Genomic DNA, 17,036 nt, shown 5'->3' on the forward strand with positions numbered 1-17,036 from the left:
CAACAGGCCTGACCGACGGGATGACGTGGTGGCCGAACGGGTTTGCCGGACATGTGGCACGCCGGAGAACGGCGAGGCTGCGTTCTGCCATGTCTGCGACACGTACCTGGGCTGGAGCGTCAACACCAACACGGCCGTCCCGCCCCCGGGCGGCGGAGCCCTCGCTCCACCTCCCCCGCCTCCCCCGGGAACCCGGCCGGACACTCCGGCCCAGAGCCGACCACCGGTCGACGCGCCGCGCCGGGATCGGGTCCTGCCGCCGGTCGCGTCCCTGACACAGGCGGAAGTGGTCGTGTCGCCGGAGGCCCCGGCGACCTTCGAGGTGTCGATCAAGAACGACTCGACGATCGTCGACGCCTACGAGATCCAGCTCGCCGATCCGCCGAGCTGGCTCACCCTGGTCCACGGCGAGAGCAACCTGCTCCCCGCCACCGTGCGCACCGTCCTGATCACGCTCGCGGTCCGACCGGGCGCCGTCGCGATCGCGCAACGGGTGACGATGCCGATCGTGGTCCGGTCCTCGGTCGACCCGACCCAGGCGACGCCACTGGAGATCGTGGTCGTCGTACCCCGGTCCGGACCGCAGGCCGTGGTCAGCACGCACCCCCAGGTGATCCGCCTGTCCGACGTCACTGAAGGCACCTTCACCCTGCTCCTCGACAACCGGGCGGCCAACTTCGCCCGTCGCTACCACCTGAGCGCCAGCGATCCCGAGGACGTCGTACGCGTCGGGTTCGTCCCGTCCGCCGTCGACCTCCCCGCCGGCGGGAGCGCGGAGGCCGCTGTCCGGTTCACTGCGCCGGCACCCCCACCGGGCAAGGAGGTCTCCCGCCAGCTGACAATCACGGCCACCGATCCCGAGGGCTCGGTGCCGGTCACGGTCACCATCGCGCAGAGCACCGCTGCCGCACCGGACAGCCTGCCGGTGCGGGTCCGTCTCGAACCGGCCGCGCCTGCACTGGTCGACACGGGCGTCACTGCGGTCAACGTGGTGCTGGACAACAGGGGCGGCCGTTCGCTCGTGAAGTTCAACCTCAGCGGACGCGATCCCGGGGGCAAGGTCAGGTTCCAGTTCGACCACACCAGGGTCGCTGTCCAGGCGGGCACGCTCGGATACGTCCGGGTGGTGGTGGAGACCTCGCTCCCACCGCGCGGCGCCTCGGAGTCGCGGCCGTTCTCGGTGACCGCTCTCAGCGACGACGGGCACGAGGCCGAGGCCACGGGCACCCTCGAGTTGTCGTCACGCCCCGACGCCATCACCACCGCCGCGCTCCACATCCACCCGGAGCATCTCGCGACCAAGGGTCGCAAGGGCAGCTACACGGTCGACCTGGACAACCGGCGCGGTGCCGAACCACTCCACGTCCAGCTCTCGGGAGCAGACGAGTACGGCACGGCACGGCTCGCCTTCCAGCCCGCGGTCCTGCTCGTCCCGCCCGGGCAGACGGCCCGGGCAGGCCTGGTGGTCCAGAACGCTCGTCCGGCAGCCGGTGCGACGGAGTCGCGCCGGGTCCAGGTCCGCGCGACGTCGGCCACGGGCAGCGTCACCGCGGAGGCCACGTTCACCCAGCACGCCGAGAACCTCCGCCGCCTCTGGGCGGTCCTCACCGTGCTGCTCGGCGTCTGCGTGCTCCTGCCCGGAGTGATCCTCTGGGCGATGGCGCCGGAGCTCAGCAATGACACGATCGAGTCGGCGGTGAACCAGGTCGCCGACGCCGCGAACACGGGGCAGATGCCCGACCCCACCGCAGTGGGGACCACCGCCGCGGCCGCGCTGCTCCTGCTGCTCATGCTCTGCGGCGGCCTGATGCTGCTCGGCCTGACGGGCGGCGGGCGCATGGTGCGCGCCGCCGCCATCGTCGCGGCGGTCTGCGGCGTGGGCGTGCTCGCGGCCAGCGGGCTCGCGATCGGCCTGCCGTTCGTCGTGGGCGGAGCGGTGCTCGCCTTCGCGGGCGGTGTCATGCTGCGCCGCTGACCGTCCACAGTCAGCCCCACGATCAGCCCCACGATCAGCCCCACGATCAGCTCAGGCCGTTGGCCTTCCGGATCACCTCGACGATGCCGCCCATGATCTCGGTCAGCCCGAAGTCCTTGGGGGTGTAGACGGCGGCCACGCCCAGCTCCTCGAGGCGCTTGCCGTCGGACTCGGGGATGATGCCACCGACGATCACCGGCACCTCGCCCATGCCTGCGGCCTTCAGGCCGTCGAGCACGGCGGGCACGAGCTCCATGTGGGAGCCGGACAGGATCGACAGGCCGACGCAGTGGACGTCCTCGGAGACCGCTGCAGCGACGATCTGCTCGGGCGTCAGGCGGATGCCCTGGTAGATCACCTCGAAGCCGGCGTCACGGGCCCGGACGGCGACCTGCTCAGCGCCGTTGGAGTGCCCGTCCAGGCCGGGCTTGCCGACCAGCAGCCGCAGGCGGCCACCGAGCTCGTCACCGGTCGCCTTCACGGCTTCGCGTACGGCGGTGAGCTCTGCACCGGCCTCGGCGACACCGACGGCGCCGGCGACACCGGTCGGCGCACGGAACTCGCCGAAGACGCCACGCAGGGTCTCGGCCCACTCCCCCGTGGTCGCACCGGCGCGCACGGCGTCGAGCGTGGCGGCCATCAGGTTGACGCCGTTCTTGGCGTCCTCGACGAGCTGGGCCAGCGCCGCGTCGACGGCGGACTGGTCGCGCTGCGCCTTCCAGGCTTCCACGGACGCGAGGGCGGACCTCTCGGCCTCGGGGTCCGCGACCATGATCGCGCCGTCGAGGTCTGCGGTCAGCGGGCTCTGCTCAGTGGTGTCGAACTTGTTGACGCCGACGATGATCTCGTGGCCGTCCTCGATCCGGCCGCGCCGAGCCGCGTGCGCGGAGACGAGCTCCTGCTTCATGTAGCCCGAGTCGACGGCAGCGATCGCTCCGCCCATCGCCTGGACCCGGTCGATCTCGGCCCGGGCACCGTCGAGCAGCTCGTTGACCTTCGCCTCGATCACGGGAGAACCGTCGAAGATGTCTTCGTACTCCAGCAGGTCCGACTCGAAGGCCAGCACCTGCTGCAGGCGCAGCGACCACTGCTGGTCCCACGGCCGCGGCAGGCCGAGTGCCTCGTTCCACGCCGGGAGCTGCACGGCGCGGGCGCGCGCGCCCTTGGAGAGCGTCACGGCGAGCATCTCGAGGACGATCCGCTGGACGTTGTTCTCGGGCTGCGCCTCGGTCAGGCCGAGGCTGTTGACCTGCACGCCGTAGCGGAACCGGCGCATCTTCGGGTCGGTGACGCCGTAGCGCTCGCGGGTGATCTCGTCCCACAGCTCGACGAAGGCGCGCATCTTGCACATCTCCTCGACGAACCGGACGCCGGCATTGACGAAGAAGGAGATCCGGCCGACGACCTTCTCGAAGTCGTCGTCGGACACCTGGCCGGAGGCCTTCACCTGGTCGAGCACGGCGATCGCCGTGCACATGGCGTAGGAGATCTCCTGCACGGGCGTCGCGCCTGCCTCCTGCAGGTGGTAGCTGCAGACGTTGATCGGGTTCCAGTTCGGGATCTGGTGGACCGTGTAGGCGATCATGTCGCCGATCAGGCGCAGGGAGTGCTCGGGTGGGAACACGTAGGTCCCGCGGGAGAGGTACTCCTTGATGATGTCGTTCTGGGTGGTGCCGGCGAGCTGCTTGGCCACCTCGGCCGGGTCCAGCCCGGGGTTCTGCTCCTCAGCGGCGACCTGGTACATCGCGAGCAGCCACATGGCGGTCGCATTGATGGTCATCGAGGTGTTCATGCCCGTCAGCGGGATGTCCTTGAAGAGCTTGCGCATCTCGCCGAGGTGCGGCACGGGTACGCCGACCTTGCCGACCTCGCCGCGCGAGAGCGGACTGTCGGGGTCGTAACCGGTCTGGGTCGGGAGGTCGAACGCGACCGACAGGCCGGTCTGGCCCTTGGCCAGGTTGCCGCGGTAGAGCGCGTTGGAGGCCTCCGCCGTCGAGTGGCCGGCGTAGGTCCGCATCACCCACGGGCGATCCTTGGCGTGCGAGGCCTTCTCGGGCACAGCAGTTGCGTCAGGCATGGAGCTCATAGAGCGAAGCGTAAGGCGATTGCTACCGCTAGGTAACGCCTGACCAGTGTGGGGTAGTGCACAACGCCACATCCATCAGGCTGGAATCGGCTCCCGCTCGAGCTCGATGACCCGGATCAGGTGGGTCAGGTGGAGCATCCGGCGTACGGCGGGACAGGCACCGCGCAGCACCACGCGGGCGCCGTACCGGTGGGACCAGCGGCTGGCCACCGCGAGCATCTTCAGCGCGGTGGCGTCCACCGAGTGGATCTGGCTGATGTCCACGACGACGCGGCTCCCGACCGCGACCGACTGGAGGTGTTCGTAGACGGCCGCGCGCACCGCACCGGTGCTGCGGACGTCGAGGTCGCCGCCGAGGACGAGCACTGGTCCGTCCACGCCGTGGTCGACCCGGATGTCGACGCACGTTCCCATCTGGTTCTCCCGCATGATGCCCTCCCGAGATCGGGTCGCCTTCGCGTCCCTGTTACCCACCATGACGCCCTGGACGTGTGATCGGTTGCACCCGAGGGCCGGAAATTTTCTCCGCGTGTCGGTACTACGCTCGCGATCATGGTCAATCTCACCCGCATCTACACCCGCACCGGCGACGCCGGCGAGACCCGGCTCGGCGACATGAGCCTGACCACGAAGACCGATCTGCGCCTCACGGCGTACGCCGACGTCGACGAGGCCAACGCCCAGATCGGGGTCGCCATCGCCACGGGCGAGCTCGAGGACGACGTCGTCACCGTGCTCACGCGCGTCCAGAACGACCTCTTCGACGTGGGCGCCGACCTGTGCACGCCCGTCGTGGCCGACCCGGAGTACCCGCCCCTGCGCATCGAGCAGGAGTACGTCGACCGGCTCGAGGCCTGGTGCGACCACTACAACGACCAGCTGCCGAACCTGCGCTCCTTCATCCTGAACGGCGGTACGCCGGGCGCGGCGCACCTGCACGTCGCGCGCACAGTCATCCGCCGGTCCGAGCGTGGCGCCTGGGCGGCGTACGAGGTCCATCGCGACGTGATGAACAAGCTGGCGATCACCTACCTCAACCGGCTGTCCGACCTCGTGTTCATCCTCGCGCGCTACGCGAACCGCACCGAGGGCGATGTGTTGTGGGTGCCCGGAGGCGAACGCGGCGAGTAGGCCTGTGCACGGAATCCACGCCTGTCCCTGACGCGTGGAACGATGGAGGGCCGTGAACGTCCTCGCGCAGCTCTCCGACGCCTTCCTGGCCCGTCACTTCGACGCCGGGACGCTGCAGCGCGCCCAGGACGTCGTCGCCGCCGGCTTCGTACGACGCCCGGAGATCGGGCTGCTGACCGCGGGGTCAGTCACCGCGACCGCCGAGGTGCAGGGCTCGCGTGAGGTCCCCTACCAGGTGCAGCTGCACGCCGAGGCGCCCACCGACACCTACGCCGGGTGGTTGTTCACCGTCTGCACCTGCCCGGTCCCGACGCCCTGCAAGCACGGAGCGGCCCTCGCGCTGACCCTGCGCCAGACCTTCACCCAACCGGCGGGAGAAGCCGCGTGGCGGCGCTCCCTGGAGCGCCTGGTCGCCGAGCTCGACCGCCACCAGCCCCGGCCCGTCGACGAGGTCCCCCTCGCCCTGGAGATCAGCCTCGAGGAGCCGCGCAGCCACTACCGGTCGGTGGGTCCGACGCTGCGGGTCCGGCCGCTCCGGCAGGGCAAGAACAAGCCGTGGATCAAGACCGGTGCCGACTGGAGCGACGTCGGTCTCGGCGGGGTCGCCCAGGGGTTCCCGAAGGCGCAGTCCGACGCCATCTCCGCGCTGCACGCCCTGTGGGCCGGCCACCGCGCCTACTACTACGCCGGGGTGGCGCCCTCGCTCGACGAGTTCGGCGAACACCTCGTGCGCGCGCTGCGCAACGCCCGCGACGCCGGGGTCACCCTGCTCGCTGCGCGCCCCTTGCGCGAGATCGTGATCGCCGACGACCCTGCCGAGGTGGTCGCCGAGCTGACCGACGTCCAGGGCGGCACGTCCCTGCGGGCCGCGGTCACCCTGGGCGCGCAGACCTGGCGAGGTGAGTCCGTGATCGCCGTCGGCAATCCCGCGTCGGTGGTCGGCCTGATCGACGCCGAGCGCACGCTGGTGATCGCGTCGACGACCTCCCCCGTCCCCACGGCGTTGCGTCACCTGCTCGACGGCCCGCCGATCGTCGTACCGCCGTCCGACCTGGCGGACTTCCGCGACTCGTTGCCCGGGCTGATGCGCCACCTGCCCGTCCTCGCCGAGGACGCCTCGGTCGACCTGCCCGAGCCGCTGCACCCGACCCTGGTCCTCACTGTCACGTGGCACACCGCGACGAAGGCCGGCCTCTCCTGGCAGTGGCAGTACGGCGACGACCGCTCACGCTCGTGCCCGGTGACCAGCAGCGATCCCCTCGGTGGCGTGCGTGACCGTGCGGCCGAACGCGCGCTGCTCGGCACGGTCCCGCCGGACCTGCTGGCCCGGACCACGGCCACCGACGGCGAGGCGCTCGCACTCGCCATCCACGAGCTCCCCCACCTCCGCACGATCGACGGCGTCGAGGTGATCGAGGAGGAACGGCCCGACTTCCGCGAGACCGACGTCGCCCCGGACATCCGGTTCGAGCTCGCCGAGCCCGAGCCGGACGCGGCAGTCACCGACTGGTTCAACCTGGCGGTCACGGTGAGCGTCGACGGTGAGCCGATCCCGTTGCCGGACGTCCTCGCTGCGCTCACCCTCGGCCAGGAGTTCCTGGTGCTGCCGAGCGGCCTCTACGTCACCGCGGACCGGCCGGAGTTCGACCGGCTGCGGGAGGTGGTCGAGGCTGCCGCGGAGCTTCGTGAGCGCGACGGCAACCACATCGGCATCGGCCATCACGACCTCGGCCTCTGGGCGCAGCTCGCCGAGGCCGGCATCGTCGACAGCCAGGTTGCGGCGTGGGTCGAGCGCGCCCAGGCGCTGCGCGACCTGACCGACATCCCCCAGCCCGAACCCCGCGGCCTCGTCACCGACCTCCGCAGCTACCAGCGCGAGGGCTTCTGGTGGCTGGCGTTCCTGTGGCAGCACGGCCTCGGCGGCATCCTCGCCGACGACATGGGCCTCGGGAAGACGCTCCAGGTGCTGGCACTGATCACCCACGCCCGCACGGAGCGACCCGACGAGGGACCGTTCCTCGTGGTCGCCCCGACGAGCGTGGTCACGGCGTGGGCCAGCGAGGTCGCCCGGCACGCCCCCGGCCTGCGCGTCGGCGTGATCGGTCGTCGTACCGACGACATCGCCGCGATCGCGCGCGACAACGACATCGTCGTGACGACCTACACGCTGCTGCGACTCGGCCACACCCACTACAGCGACGTCACCTGGGCCGGGCTCATCCTCGACGAGGCGCAACAGGTCAAGAACCACCAGAGCAAGACCTACTCGGCGGTCCGGACGATCGACGCTCCGTTCAAGCTGGCCGTCACGGGCACACCGTTCGAGAACCGGCTGATGGAGCTGTGGTCGCTGCTGTCGATCACCGTGCCCGGGCTCTACCCGTGGCCACGTCAGTTCGCGGATCGCGTCGCCCGACCGGTCGAGCGCAACGGCGACAAGGCGGTCCTCGACCGGTTCCGCGCACGGATCAAGCCGTTCCTGCTGCGCCGTACCAAGGAGCTGGTCGCGGCAGACCTGCCCCCGAAGCAGGAGCAGATCCTCGCGGTCGACCTCGAGGCGAAGCACCGCAAGATCTACGACACCCACCTCGCCCGGGAGCGGCAGCGCATCCTCGGCCTCGTCGACGACTTCGACCGCAACCGGGTCGCTATCTTCAGCGCGCTCACCACCCTGCGCCAGCTCGCGCTCGACCCGGCCCTGGTAGACGTCGAGCACGAGAAGGTCGGCTCAGCGAAGCTCGACGTCCTCGTGGACCACCTGCTGGAGCTCACCGCGGAGGGACACCGCGCCCTGGTCTTCAGCCAGTTCACGTCGTTCCTCACCCGGGTGCGTTCACGGCTCGACGACGCCGGGATCGCCGCGACCTACCTCGACGGCCGCACCCGCGACCGCGGCGCGGTCATCGAGGACTTCCGCTCGGGCGCAGCGCCGGTCTTCCTGATCTCGCTCAAGGCCGGCGGCGTCGGCCTCACCCTGACCGAGGCCGACTACGTGTTCGTGCTCGACCCGTGGTGGAACCCTGCCGCCGAGGCCCAGGCGGTCGACCGTGCCCACCGGATCGGCCAGACCCGCCACGTGCACGTCTATCGCCTCGTCGCCAACGACACCATCGAGGAGAAGGTGATGGAGCTGAAGGCCCGCAAGGCCGACCTCTTCGCCCAGGTCATCGACGGCGACGGCGCGATGAGCACCTCGATCGGCGCCGACGACATCCGGAGCCTGTTCGAGTAGTGGTCTCGAGACGGTTGCGGAGCAACCTCCTCGACCAACGGCCTAGCGGCGGTTCCAGTCGGTCCCGGGCGGCATCGCCTCGAGCCAGGCCTGGAAGCCGGTGAGCGAGGACATGCTCATCGCCAGCTCGACCAGACCCTCGGAGGACTGACAGCCGATCACCAGGTGGTCGGGGTACAGCGAGGCCTGCTCGGCGCCGAGCGGCGTGCGCTGGCCGTCGTACGACAGGTCGTCACGGTTCCAGGAGCGCTTCGGTCGCGGTGACAGCGTGAAGACGCGGAACCACTCGAGGGTCTCGCCTGAATAGCGACCCAGACCCAGCACCCAGCCCCGCTCGGGGACGTCGGTGCGGTACCGGTGGCTCAGTTCGAAGGTGCCCCCGTGACGGGAAAGAAGACGGCGCCGGACGATGAGTCCGGCGCCGTACAGCACGCAAAGGAGCAGCAGAGCACCCGAGATGTCGAGGAGCAGCTCCCACCAAGCCATCTGCGTACTACGAAACCTTCTCTGCAGCGCGAATACGCGCCTCGGCGTGACGCACCCGCTGCTCGGCCTCGTTGTTCGAGTTCAGCAGGCGCTGCGCCTCCTCGAGCTCGATCCGTGCCTGGTCCAGGTGGATCTCCTCGGCCCGCTCGACCCGCTCAGCGAGGATCGAGACGCGGTCGTTGGCGACCGAGAGGAACCCGCCGTCGACAGCAACGACCAGCAGGTCGTCGCTGTCGGCGATCTGGATCTCGACCACCGAAGCCGACAACAGCGACAGCGTGGGCGCGTGGCCACGCAGCACACCGATGTCACCCTCGAGCGTGCGCGCGATGATCATCGACGCCTCACCGGACCACACGGTCCGGTCGGCAGCGACGAGCTCGACGTGCAGGTGCTCGACTGTGGACTCCGCCATGATCAGAGGCTCTTCTGGATCTCGGCCCAGTTGCGCTCGACGTCGTCCAGACCGCCGCACATGAAGAAGGCCTGCTCGGCGACGTGGTCGTAGTCGCCGTCAGCGATCTTGTTGAACGCGTCGATGGTGTCGCCGATCGTCACGGTCGAACCCTCGATGCCGGTGAACTGCTTGGCGACGTAGGTGTTCTGCGACAGGAAGCGCTGGATGCGACGGGCGCGGGAAACGATGACCCGGTCCTCTTCGGACAGCTCGTCGACACCGAGGATGGCGATGATGTCCTGGAGCTCCTTGTTGCGCTGCAGGATCTGCTTGATGCGGATCGCGCAGTCGTAGTGGGCCTGACCGATGTACTGCGGGTCGAGGATCCGCGAGGTCGAGGTCAGCGGGTCCACGGCCGGGTAGATGCCCTGCGACGCGATGTCGCGGGAGAGCTCGGTCGTCGCGTCGAGGTGCGCGAAGGTCGCGGCCGGCGCGGGGTCGGTGTAGTCGTCCGCGGGGACGTAGATCGCCTGCATCGAGGTGATCGAGTGACCACGCGTCGAGGTGATCCGCTCCTGGAGCGTGCCCATCTCGTCGGCAAGGTTCGGCTGGTAACCCACTGCAGACGGCATCCGGCCGAGCAGCGTGGAGACCTCGGAACCGGCCTGCGTGAAGCGGAAGATGTTGTCGATGAAGAGCAGCACGTCCTGCTTCTGGACGTCGCGGAAGTACTCCGCCATCGTCAGGGCCGACAGCGCGACGCGAAGACGCGTGCCCGGCGGCTCGTCCATCTGGCCGAAGACCAGGGCGACCTTGTCGAAGACGCCGGCCTCCTGCATCTCGACGATGAGGTCGTTGCCCTCACGGGTGCGCTCGCCGACACCGGCGAACACCGACACACCGGCGTGGTTCTTGGCCACACGGGCGATCATTTCCTGGATCAGGACGGTCTTGCCGACACCGGCACCACCGAACAGACCGATCTTGCCGCCGGTGACGTACGGGGCGAGCAGGTCGATGACCTTGATGCCCGTCTCGAACATCTGCGTCTTCGACTCGAGCTGGTCGAAGGCGGGAGCCTTGCGGTGGATTCCCCAGCGCTCGCCGACCTCGACGGTCTCGCCCTCTTCGAGGTTGAGGATGTCGCCGGTCGTGTTGAACACGCGACCCAGCGTCACGTCACCGACGGGAACGGTGATCGGGCCACCGGTGTCGGTCACGGCCTGGCCGCGGACCAGGCCGTCGGTCGGCTTGAGCGAGACGGCGCGGACCATGCCGTCGCCGATGTGCATGGAAACCTCGAGGGGCAGCACCGAGGTGACGCCGTCGAGCGTGACGGTGACCTCGAGCTTGTTGTAGATCTCGGGCATGTTGTCGACGGGGAACTCGGCGTCGACAACCGGGCCGATGACCCGTGCGATCCGACCCACCGAGGCCGCACCGCTGGCGGTGGTCTCTTCAACCGTTGCAGTCATGTCTTACTCCGTTGATCCGAAAAGATGTTTTGGTCTGGTGGGGTCAGTCGTTGGCAGCCTGAGCGTCGGCGAGCGCGTTCACGCCACCAACGATCTCGCTGATCTCCTGGGTGATGCCGGCCTGGCGCGCCTGGTTGGCGATCCGGGTGAACTTCTTGATGAGTTCTTCGGCATTGTCCGTCGCCGACTTCATTGCCTTCTGACGGGCAGCGAGCTCGGAGGCCGCGGACTGGAGCAGGCTGTAGAAGATCCGGCTCTGCACGTACTGCGGAAGCAGCCCGTCCAGGACCTGCGCGGCGGACGGCTCGAACTCGTAGAGCGGGAGCAGTTCGTCGGCGTCCGGAGCGTCCGTGCCCTCGATGACCTCCAGGGGCAGCAGCCGGACGGCCGTCGGCTCCTGGGTGAGCATCGAGCGGAACCGGGTGTAGACGACGTGGACCTCGTCCACGTCACCGTCCTCGCCCTGCTCCTTGAGGAACGCCGTGATCAGCGCGCTGCCGATCTCGGCGGCCTTGTCGTAGGTGGGCTGGTCGGAGAAACCCGTCCAGGACTCCACGAACGCACGGCTGCGGAACTTGAAGTACGCCTCCGCCTTGCGACCGGCAAGGAAGTAGTCGATCTCCTTGCCTTCGGCGCGGAGCCGCTCGCTGAGCCGCTCCGATTCCTTGAGCACGCTCGAGGAGTAGGCACCGGCCAGACCACGGTCGCTCGTGATGATGAGCACCGCAGCCCGCTTGGGGTTCTCCTGCTCGCGCGTCAGCGGGTGGTCGACGTTCGAGAACGTCGCGACCGCCGACACGGCGCGGGTCAGCTCACGGGCGTACGGCGCTGCCGCCGCGGCCTTCTGCTGCGCCTTGATGATCCGGGACGCAGCAATGAGCTCCATGGCGCGCGTGATCTTCTTCATCGACTCCGTCGACTTGATCCGCGCGCGGTACTCACGCAGCGATACGGCCATGTGTCAGCCCCGCTTCTGCTTGACGATCTTTTCCTGCTCGAGCTCGTCGTCGGCCAGGGCGCCAGCTTCGGGCTCGTGCCCGACCTTGATGGAGCCACCGTCAGAGGTCTCGAACTGGTCGAGGAAGGAGTCGTACGCCGCAACGACGCCACCCTCGTCCTCGAACTTCTGCGACTCGCGGATCGCCGAGAGCAGGCCCTCGTGCGAGCGACGCAGGTAGTCGATGAACTCGCGCTCGAAGCGGAGCACGTCACCGGTGGGCACCTTGTCCAGGCGACCCGAGGTGCCGAGCCACAGCGAAACGGTCATCTCCTCGAGCGGGTACGGCGAGTACGCCGGCTGCTTGAGGAGCGCCATCAGGCGCTGGCCGCGGGCCAGCTGCTGCTTCGACGCCGCGTCGAGGTCCGAGGCGAACATCGCGAACGCCTCCATGGCGCGGAACTGCGCCAGGTCGACCTTGAGCGAACCGGTGACGGCCTTCATCGCCTTGGTCATCGCCGCGCCACCCACTCGGGAGACCGAGATACCGACGTCGATGGCCGGGCGCTGGTTGGCCGCGAACAGGTCCGACTGCAAGAAGATCTGGCCGTCGGTGATCGAGATGACGTTGGTCGGGATGAACGCCGAGACGTCGTTGGCCTTGGTCTCGATGATCGGCAGGCCGGTCATCGATCCCGCGCCGAGCTCGTCGGACAGCTTCGCGCAACGCTCGAGCAGGCGGGAGTGCAGGTAGAAGACGTCACCCGGGTACGCCTCGCGGCCCGGCGGGCGGCGCAGCAGCAGCGACACGGCGCGGTACGCCTCGGCCTGCTTGGTGAGGTCGTCGAACACGATGAGGACGTGCTTGCCGTCGTACATCCACTCCTGGCCGATGGCCGAGCCGGTGTACGGGGCGAGGTACTTGAAGCCCGCGCTGTCGGAGGCCGGGGACGCCACGATCGTGGTGTACTCCAGCGCGCCGGCCTCTTCGAGGGCGCCACGCACAGCGGCGATGGTCGACCCCTTCTGGCCGATGGCGACGTAGATGCAGCGAACCTGCTTCGACGGGTCGCCGGTCTCCCAGTTCTGCTTCTGGTTGATGATCGTGTCGATCGCGATCGTCGTCTTGCCGGTCGCGCGGTCACCGATGATCAGTTGACGCTGGCCACGGCCGATCGGGGTCATCGAGTCGATGGCCTTGATGCCGGTGGCGAGGGGCTCGTGGACCGACTTGCGGGCCATGACGCCAGGGGCCTGGAGCTCGAGGGCACGGCGCTTGGTGGTCGCGATCTCGCCCAGGCCGTCGATGGGGGTGCCGAGCGGGTCGACGACGCGGCCGAGGTAGTTGTCGCCGACGGGGACCGAGAGGACCTCGCCGGTACGACGGACCGGCTGGCCCTCTTCGATCTTGTCGAAGTCACCGAGGATGACGACACCGATCTCGCGCTCTTCGAGGTTCAGCGCGAGGCCGAGCGTGCCGTCAGCGAACTCGAGGAGCTCGTTGGCCATGGCCGAGGGAAGGCCGGCGACACGGGCGATGCCGTCACCGGCGGAGGCGACGGTGCCGACCTCTTCCTTGCTGGCGGCCGCAGGCTTGTAGTCCGCGACGTACTTCGCGAGGGCGTCGCGGATCTCGTCCGGACGGATGGAGAGTTCCGTCATCTCAGGTGCCTTCTCTCTTCTGGCTGCTGTGAAGTCTGTGGTGATGTGTGGTCAAGCGTGGTGGAGCGGTGATTCAGCCGGCGATCTTGCGACGTGCGTCATCGAGGCGGGAGGAAACCGTCCCGTCGATCACGTCGTCGCCGATCTCGACCCGGACACCGCCGACGACCTCGGGGTCGACCACGATGTTGAGGTGCACGGTGCGGCCGTACTGGCGTGACAGTGCCGTGGCGAGGCGGGCCTCGTCCTGGTCGGACAGGGCACGCGCGACGCGAACGGTCGCGACACCCTCACCGTTGACATCGGCGGCCGTCGTCTCGTAGTCCTCGAGCGCCAGGCCCACGTTGCGGTACGAGCCCGACAGCGCCTGGCGAACCAGCTGCACCGTTGCGGGGAGGGTCTTGCCGCCGATCAGCGACTCGACCAGGTCGGCCCGGTCAGCGACCGACCGGACCCGGTCCGACAGCGCGTCGCGCAGACCGGGGTTGCCGTTGACCAGCTGACGCACGGCGAACAGCTCGTCGACGAGCCTGGCCCCCTGCGCGCCGGTCGAGCGGACCGACGCGATGACGCCGACCTGCTCGAGGGCATCGGCCAGGTCACGCGTCTTGGTCCAGCGACGACCGACAGCCGTGGTGACGAGGCCGAGCGCGGCTGCGTCGACCTTGCCGGAGAACAGGCTGTCGACCAGACCGACACGAGCCTCGGGCGCCACCGACTGGTCGGTGGCGAACCGGCGGAGCGAGCCCTCGGTGCGGAACGCCTTGGCCGCAGCGAACAGGTCGCCGGCCACCTGAGCGGCCGACGCCTCGGACACCGCACCGAGCTGGTCGGTGACGGCGGCCATCGCCTCTGCGGACGCTCCACGGAAGGACACCATCAGTTGTCGTCCTTCTTCCGGGTACCCGCCTTGGAGAAACCGGCAGCGATTGCCTCTTCCTCCGTGCGGAACCAGTACTCCGCCACGGTGCCGTCGTACCAACGGCCGCCGGGGAGGTGGTACAGCTTCGAGCCGGCGTTGGCCTTGACGACGTAGCCCTCGGGCTGGCTGCCGTCGGCCGGAGCCTTCACGGCACCAGCGAACGAGCGCTCCTCGGCGTCATCGGACAGCAACGGCTGCTCGACGTCGGCGAAGCCGGCCGGTGCAGCAGACGTCGCAGCAGACGTCGCAGCCGGAGCGGCCTTGGACACTGCGGCGACCGGGTCGGCCGTCTCGAGCTCGGCGAGGAACCGCTCGATGACGCGAGCCTGACGGTCGTCGTCCTCCAGCGACTCACCCACGATGCGGCCGGCGAGGCCGGTCGCGAGAGAGCCGACCTCGGCACGGAGCGAGGTGACCGCCTGCTGGCGCTCGGCCTCGATCTGCGCCTTGCCGTGGTCGAGGATGCGGGTCGACTCGGCCTGGGCCGACTCCCGCATCTCGGCCACGATCTGGGCACCCTGCTCGCGAGCTTCCTCGCGGATCCGAGCTGCCTCGTGACGGGCGTCCGCCAGCTGCTTCTCGAGCTCGGCGAGCTTGGCGTCCGCCTCGGCCTGCTTGCTCGCGGCCGCTTCGATGCCGCCCTCGATCGCCTGCGTGCGCTCGGCGAACGTCTTCTCGAAGTTCGGTACGACGAACTTCCTGATCGCGAAGAAGAGGATCGCGAACACCACGAGGGCGAGGACGATCTCAATCGGCTCGGGGATGAGCGGATTGTGTGCCTCCTCCTCACCCGTGGAGGCGAGGATCAACAGTGACTTCATGGACCTGACCTTGTCGATCGAGTAAAGGGCGGACGCCGTCTACCGGCGGATTACTTGCCGGTGAGGACGAAGGCGAGCGCGATGCCGATGATGGCAAGCGCCTCGGCGAGCGCGAAGCCAAGGATCGCGATCGACTGCAGGCGGCTCTGGGCCTCCGGCTGACGCGCGACACCGTTGATGTACGCGGCGAAGATGAGACCGATGGCGATACCCGGGCCGATGGCCGCGAGGCCATAGCCGATCATGTTGAGCGAGCCGCCCATGTCGCCGGTGATAGCCAGTGAGTTCACGGCCTTGTTCCTTTCGGTTGTTTCCTTTTGCGGGAAAACTTTGGGTGGGGAGTTGAGTCTGTGTTTTCGGTGTGCGGTCCGGGGACCGCGGTGCAGCTCAGCGCAGGTCAGTGCTCGTCTGCGAGCGCGCCCTGGATGTACATCGCGTTCAGCAGGGTGAAGACGTAGGCCTGCAGGAACTGGACCAGCATCTCCAGGAAGCTCACGAGGATGGCGAGCACCCAGGCCAGCGGACCGGCGACGTACCCGATACCGCCGACGTCCTGGATCAGGTAGAGGCCACCGGTCGAGAACAGCACCAGCAGGATGTGGCCCGCGAACATGTTGCAGAACAGACGCAGGGCCAGCGTGACCGGGCGAACCAGGATGTTGGAGAAGAACTCCAGCGGGACCAGGAGCGGGTACATCGCCGGGCTGACGCCCGAGGGCACGCACTGGAGCTTGAGGTAGCCCAGCAGCCCGTGCTTGTGGACCCCGACCGCGTTGTAGACCAGCCACGACATGCCAGCCAGGGCGTAGGCCATGCCTGCCCGGCTGAACGTCGGGAACTGGATGAACGGGATGCTCGCGAACAGGTTGTTCACCAGGATGAAGAAGAAGACCGTGACGAGGTACGGCACGAACTTCTGGAAGTCGTGGCCGCCGATGATGTCGCGGGCGACGCTGTTGCGGACGAAGCCGTAGGCGCCCTCGCCGGCGAACTGCAGCCGGCCCGGAACCATCGCGCGCTTGCGGGCGGCGAGGTAGAGGAACGCAAAGACCACGATGCCCGCGAGGAAGAGCTGGACCATCGGCTTGGTTACGTCAGAGCCGAGGATTCCGGGCAGTTCAAAAGTGTGCGGGCCCGGGGCCGGGAACGGCTCTGCCGTGACGGTGGCGCTGGCTGTGATGTTCACCAGGTCTCCTTATTCCGTGTCCTGCGGATCGTGCACGTCATGGGCGGTGTTCTCGGGCGGTTCGGGCCGGAAGCGGGCGAAGGTCATGTAGATCCCCAACGCCGCGCCCACCAGGATGCCGACTGCCACCAGGTATCGAGTGCCGAGCCAGTGGTCCGCTAGGCCCCCCAGCACTCCGTAGAACGCGACCCCGGCCACGATGTAGCCGAACGCATGCCACGGATCGCCCTTGGGCTTCTCCTCGGGCTGACTCATTGCGCCCCGGACAATAGCAGTCGCGTGAGGTCATCGCGCACCGCCCTCGGACGGGGTCTGGAACGCCGGGATGCGCGCCGTCGTCGCGAGGCGGATCTGGGCCGCCATCCACACGAAGGCACCCACGATGATCGCGCCACCGAGCCAGTTGCGGTCCAGTTCGTCATCGAGCAACCCTGCACTGCTGACGGCCACGAAGGCCAGCGCCATGGCCGCCACCTGGAAGGTGTAGGTCAGCAGCGCGAACATGAGGGACGCGGCCGGCAACAGCCGGGCCACGGCGTCCACGGTGAAGGCTCCGAAGGCGAAGATGCCGACCGCGATGAGGGTGCCGACGACGGCGCCCCACGCGGCGGGCGAGCCCGAGACCAGTGCTCCGACCACGACGAGGACCACTCCGGCGGCGAGGGCCGCAAGGGCCGCACGCACCAGCACGGAGGGTGCCCGGGTCTCGGTCGTCATCATCGGCGG

Annotated in this window: 15 protein-coding genes and 1 pseudogene; 3 read left to right on the forward strand and 13 right to left on the reverse strand. The window is 68.8% G+C overall.

The window, feature by feature from the left end; all coding sequences use genetic code 11:
* Window positions 1-28: 28 nt before the first annotated feature.
* Window positions 29-1,975, forward strand: a complete 1,947-nt coding sequence (locus ASD84_RS02145; RefSeq protein ID WP_156391534.1) for a hypothetical protein — start codon at window positions 29-31, stop codon at window positions 1,973-1,975.
* Window positions 1,976-2,021: 46 nt separating this feature from the next.
* Here ASD84_RS02145 and ASD84_RS02150 read toward each other — a convergent pair whose 3' ends face one another.
* Window positions 2,022-4,052, reverse strand: a complete 2,031-nt coding sequence (locus ASD84_RS02150) for a protein meaA (RefSeq protein ID WP_200954509.1) — start codon at window positions 4,050-4,052, stop codon at window positions 2,022-2,024.
* 84 nt (window positions 4,053-4,136) lie between these two features.
* On the reverse strand, window positions 4,137-4,490 hold the full coding sequence (locus tag ASD84_RS02155) for an STAS domain-containing protein (RefSeq protein ID WP_235530941.1): 354 nt from the start codon (window positions 4,488-4,490) through the stop codon (window positions 4,137-4,139).
* 123 nt (window positions 4,491-4,613) lie between these two features.
* On the opposite strand from ASD84_RS02155, the gene ASD84_RS02160 reads away from it, so the two are divergent.
* Window positions 4,614-5,192, forward strand: a complete 579-nt coding sequence (locus ASD84_RS02160; RefSeq protein ID WP_056706231.1) for a cob(I)yrinic acid a,c-diamide adenosyltransferase — start codon at window positions 4,614-4,616, stop codon at window positions 5,190-5,192.
* 52 nt (window positions 5,193-5,244) lie between these two features.
* The gene (locus ASD84_RS02165; protein ID WP_056706233.1) at window positions 5,245-8,424 is read left to right on the forward strand and encodes a DEAD/DEAH box helicase; all 3,180 of its coding nucleotides are present in this window, start codon (window positions 5,245-5,247) and stop codon (window positions 8,422-8,424) included.
* Between the two features lie 42 nt (window positions 8,425-8,466).
* Here the strand turns inward: ASD84_RS02165 and ASD84_RS02170 are convergent, their stop codons facing one another.
* The 11 genes and pseudogenes from ASD84_RS02170 to ASD84_RS02220 form a co-directional block, all read right to left on the reverse strand.
* Window positions 8,467-8,910 carry a DUF2550 domain-containing protein gene (locus tag ASD84_RS02170; RefSeq protein WP_056706235.1) on the reverse strand — a complete coding sequence of 148 codons (444 nt, stop codon included), beginning with the start codon at window positions 8,908-8,910 and terminating at the stop codon, window positions 8,467-8,469.
* Window positions 8,911-8,917: 7 nt separating this feature from the next.
* On the reverse strand, window positions 8,918-9,325 hold the full coding sequence (locus ASD84_RS02175; protein WP_056706237.1) for a F0F1 ATP synthase subunit epsilon: 408 nt from the start codon (window positions 9,323-9,325) through the stop codon (window positions 8,918-8,920).
* Between the two features lie 2 nt (window positions 9,326-9,327).
* Entirely contained in the window at window positions 9,328-10,782 is a 1,455-nt protein-coding gene (gene atpD, locus ASD84_RS02180; protein ID WP_056706239.1) for a F0F1 ATP synthase subunit beta, read from the reverse strand.
* A 43-nt stretch (window positions 10,783-10,825) separates the two neighbouring features.
* Window positions 10,826-11,740: a F0F1 ATP synthase subunit gamma gene (locus ASD84_RS02185; RefSeq protein ID WP_056706241.1), complete on the reverse strand. Its 915-nt coding sequence runs from the start codon at window positions 11,738-11,740 to the stop codon at window positions 10,826-10,828.
* A gap of 3 nt (window positions 11,741-11,743) precedes the next feature.
* Entirely contained in the window at window positions 11,744-13,381 is a 1,638-nt protein-coding gene (gene atpA, locus ASD84_RS02190) for a F0F1 ATP synthase subunit alpha (protein WP_056706242.1), read from the reverse strand.
* A 73-nt stretch (window positions 13,382-13,454) separates the two neighbouring features.
* A complete protein-coding gene (locus ASD84_RS02195) occupies window positions 13,455-14,261 on the reverse strand; it encodes a F0F1 ATP synthase subunit delta (protein WP_056706245.1) in 807 nt (268 codons plus the stop codon).
* A gap of 287 nt (window positions 14,262-14,548) precedes the next feature.
* Window positions 14,549-15,124: pseudogene (locus ASD84_RS25665) on the reverse strand (F0F1 ATP synthase subunit B); the annotation flags it as partial.
* A gap of 50 nt (window positions 15,125-15,174) precedes the next feature.
* Complete coding sequence (gene atpE, locus ASD84_RS02205; RefSeq protein WP_056706247.1) at window positions 15,175-15,387, reverse strand: ATP synthase F0 subunit C; 213 nt, start codon at window positions 15,385-15,387, stop codon at window positions 15,175-15,177.
* A 134-nt stretch (window positions 15,388-15,521) separates the two neighbouring features.
* On the reverse strand, window positions 15,522-16,310 hold the full coding sequence (atpB, locus tag ASD84_RS02210) for a F0F1 ATP synthase subunit A (protein ID WP_235530942.1): 789 nt from the start codon (window positions 16,308-16,310) through the stop codon (window positions 15,522-15,524).
* Window positions 16,311-16,319: 9 nt separating this feature from the next.
* Window positions 16,320-16,565: an AtpZ/AtpI family protein gene (locus tag ASD84_RS02215; protein WP_056706249.1), complete on the reverse strand. Its 246-nt coding sequence runs from the start codon at window positions 16,563-16,565 to the stop codon at window positions 16,320-16,322.
* Window positions 16,566-16,595: 30 nt separating this feature from the next.
* A complete protein-coding gene (locus tag ASD84_RS02220) occupies window positions 16,596-17,030 on the reverse strand; it encodes a hypothetical protein (protein ID WP_056706251.1) in 435 nt (144 codons plus the stop codon).
* Window positions 17,031-17,036: the final 6 nt, after the last annotated feature.

The organism is Nocardioides sp. Root682, from assembly GCF_001427795.1.
In the GTDB taxonomy this organism is placed as follows: domain Bacteria; phylum Actinomycetota; class Actinomycetes; order Propionibacteriales; family Nocardioidaceae; genus Nocardioides.

Bases quoted from the DNA above. Each gene is read 5' to 3' on its own strand.
- ASD84_RS02150 (WP_200954509.1), bottom strand. From the start codon at position 4,052: ATGCCTGACGCAACTGCTGTGCCCGAGAAGGCCTCGCACGCCAAGGAT.
- ASD84_RS02155 (WP_235530941.1), bottom strand. From the start codon at position 4,490: ATGCGGGAGAACCAGATGGGAACGTGCGTCGACATCCGGGTCGACCAC.
- ASD84_RS02160 (WP_056706231.1), top strand. From the start codon at position 4,614: ATGGTCAATCTCACCCGCATCTACACCCGCACCGGCGACGCCGGCGAG.
- ASD84_RS02170 (WP_056706235.1), bottom strand. From the start codon at position 8,910: ATGGCTTGGTGGGAGCTGCTCCTCGACATCTCGGGTGCTCTGCTGCTC.
- ASD84_RS02175 (WP_056706237.1), bottom strand. From the start codon at position 9,325: ATGGCGGAGTCCACAGTCGAGCACCTGCACGTCGAGCTCGTCGCTGCC.
- atpD (WP_056706239.1), bottom strand. From the start codon at position 10,782: ATGACTGCAACGGTTGAAGAGACCACCGCCAGCGGTGCGGCCTCGGTG.
- ASD84_RS02185 (WP_056706241.1), bottom strand. From the start codon at position 11,740: ATGGCCGTATCGCTGCGTGAGTACCGCGCGCGGATCAAGTCGACGGAG.
- atpA (WP_056706242.1), bottom strand. From the start codon at position 13,381: ATGACGGAACTCTCCATCCGTCCGGACGAGATCCGCGACGCCCTCGCG.
- ASD84_RS02195 (WP_056706245.1), bottom strand. From the start codon at position 14,261: ATGGTGTCCTTCCGTGGAGCGTCCGCAGAGGCGATGGCCGCCGTCACC.
- atpE (WP_056706247.1), bottom strand. From the start codon at position 15,387: ATGGGCGGCTCGCTCAACATGATCGGCTATGGCCTCGCGGCCATCGGC.
- ASD84_RS02215 (WP_056706249.1), bottom strand. From the start codon at position 16,565: ATGAGTCAGCCCGAGGAGAAGCCCAAGGGCGATCCGTGGCATGCGTTC.
- ASD84_RS02220 (WP_056706251.1), bottom strand. From the start codon at position 17,030: ATGATGACGACCGAGACCCGGGCACCCTCCGTGCTGGTGCGTGCGGCC.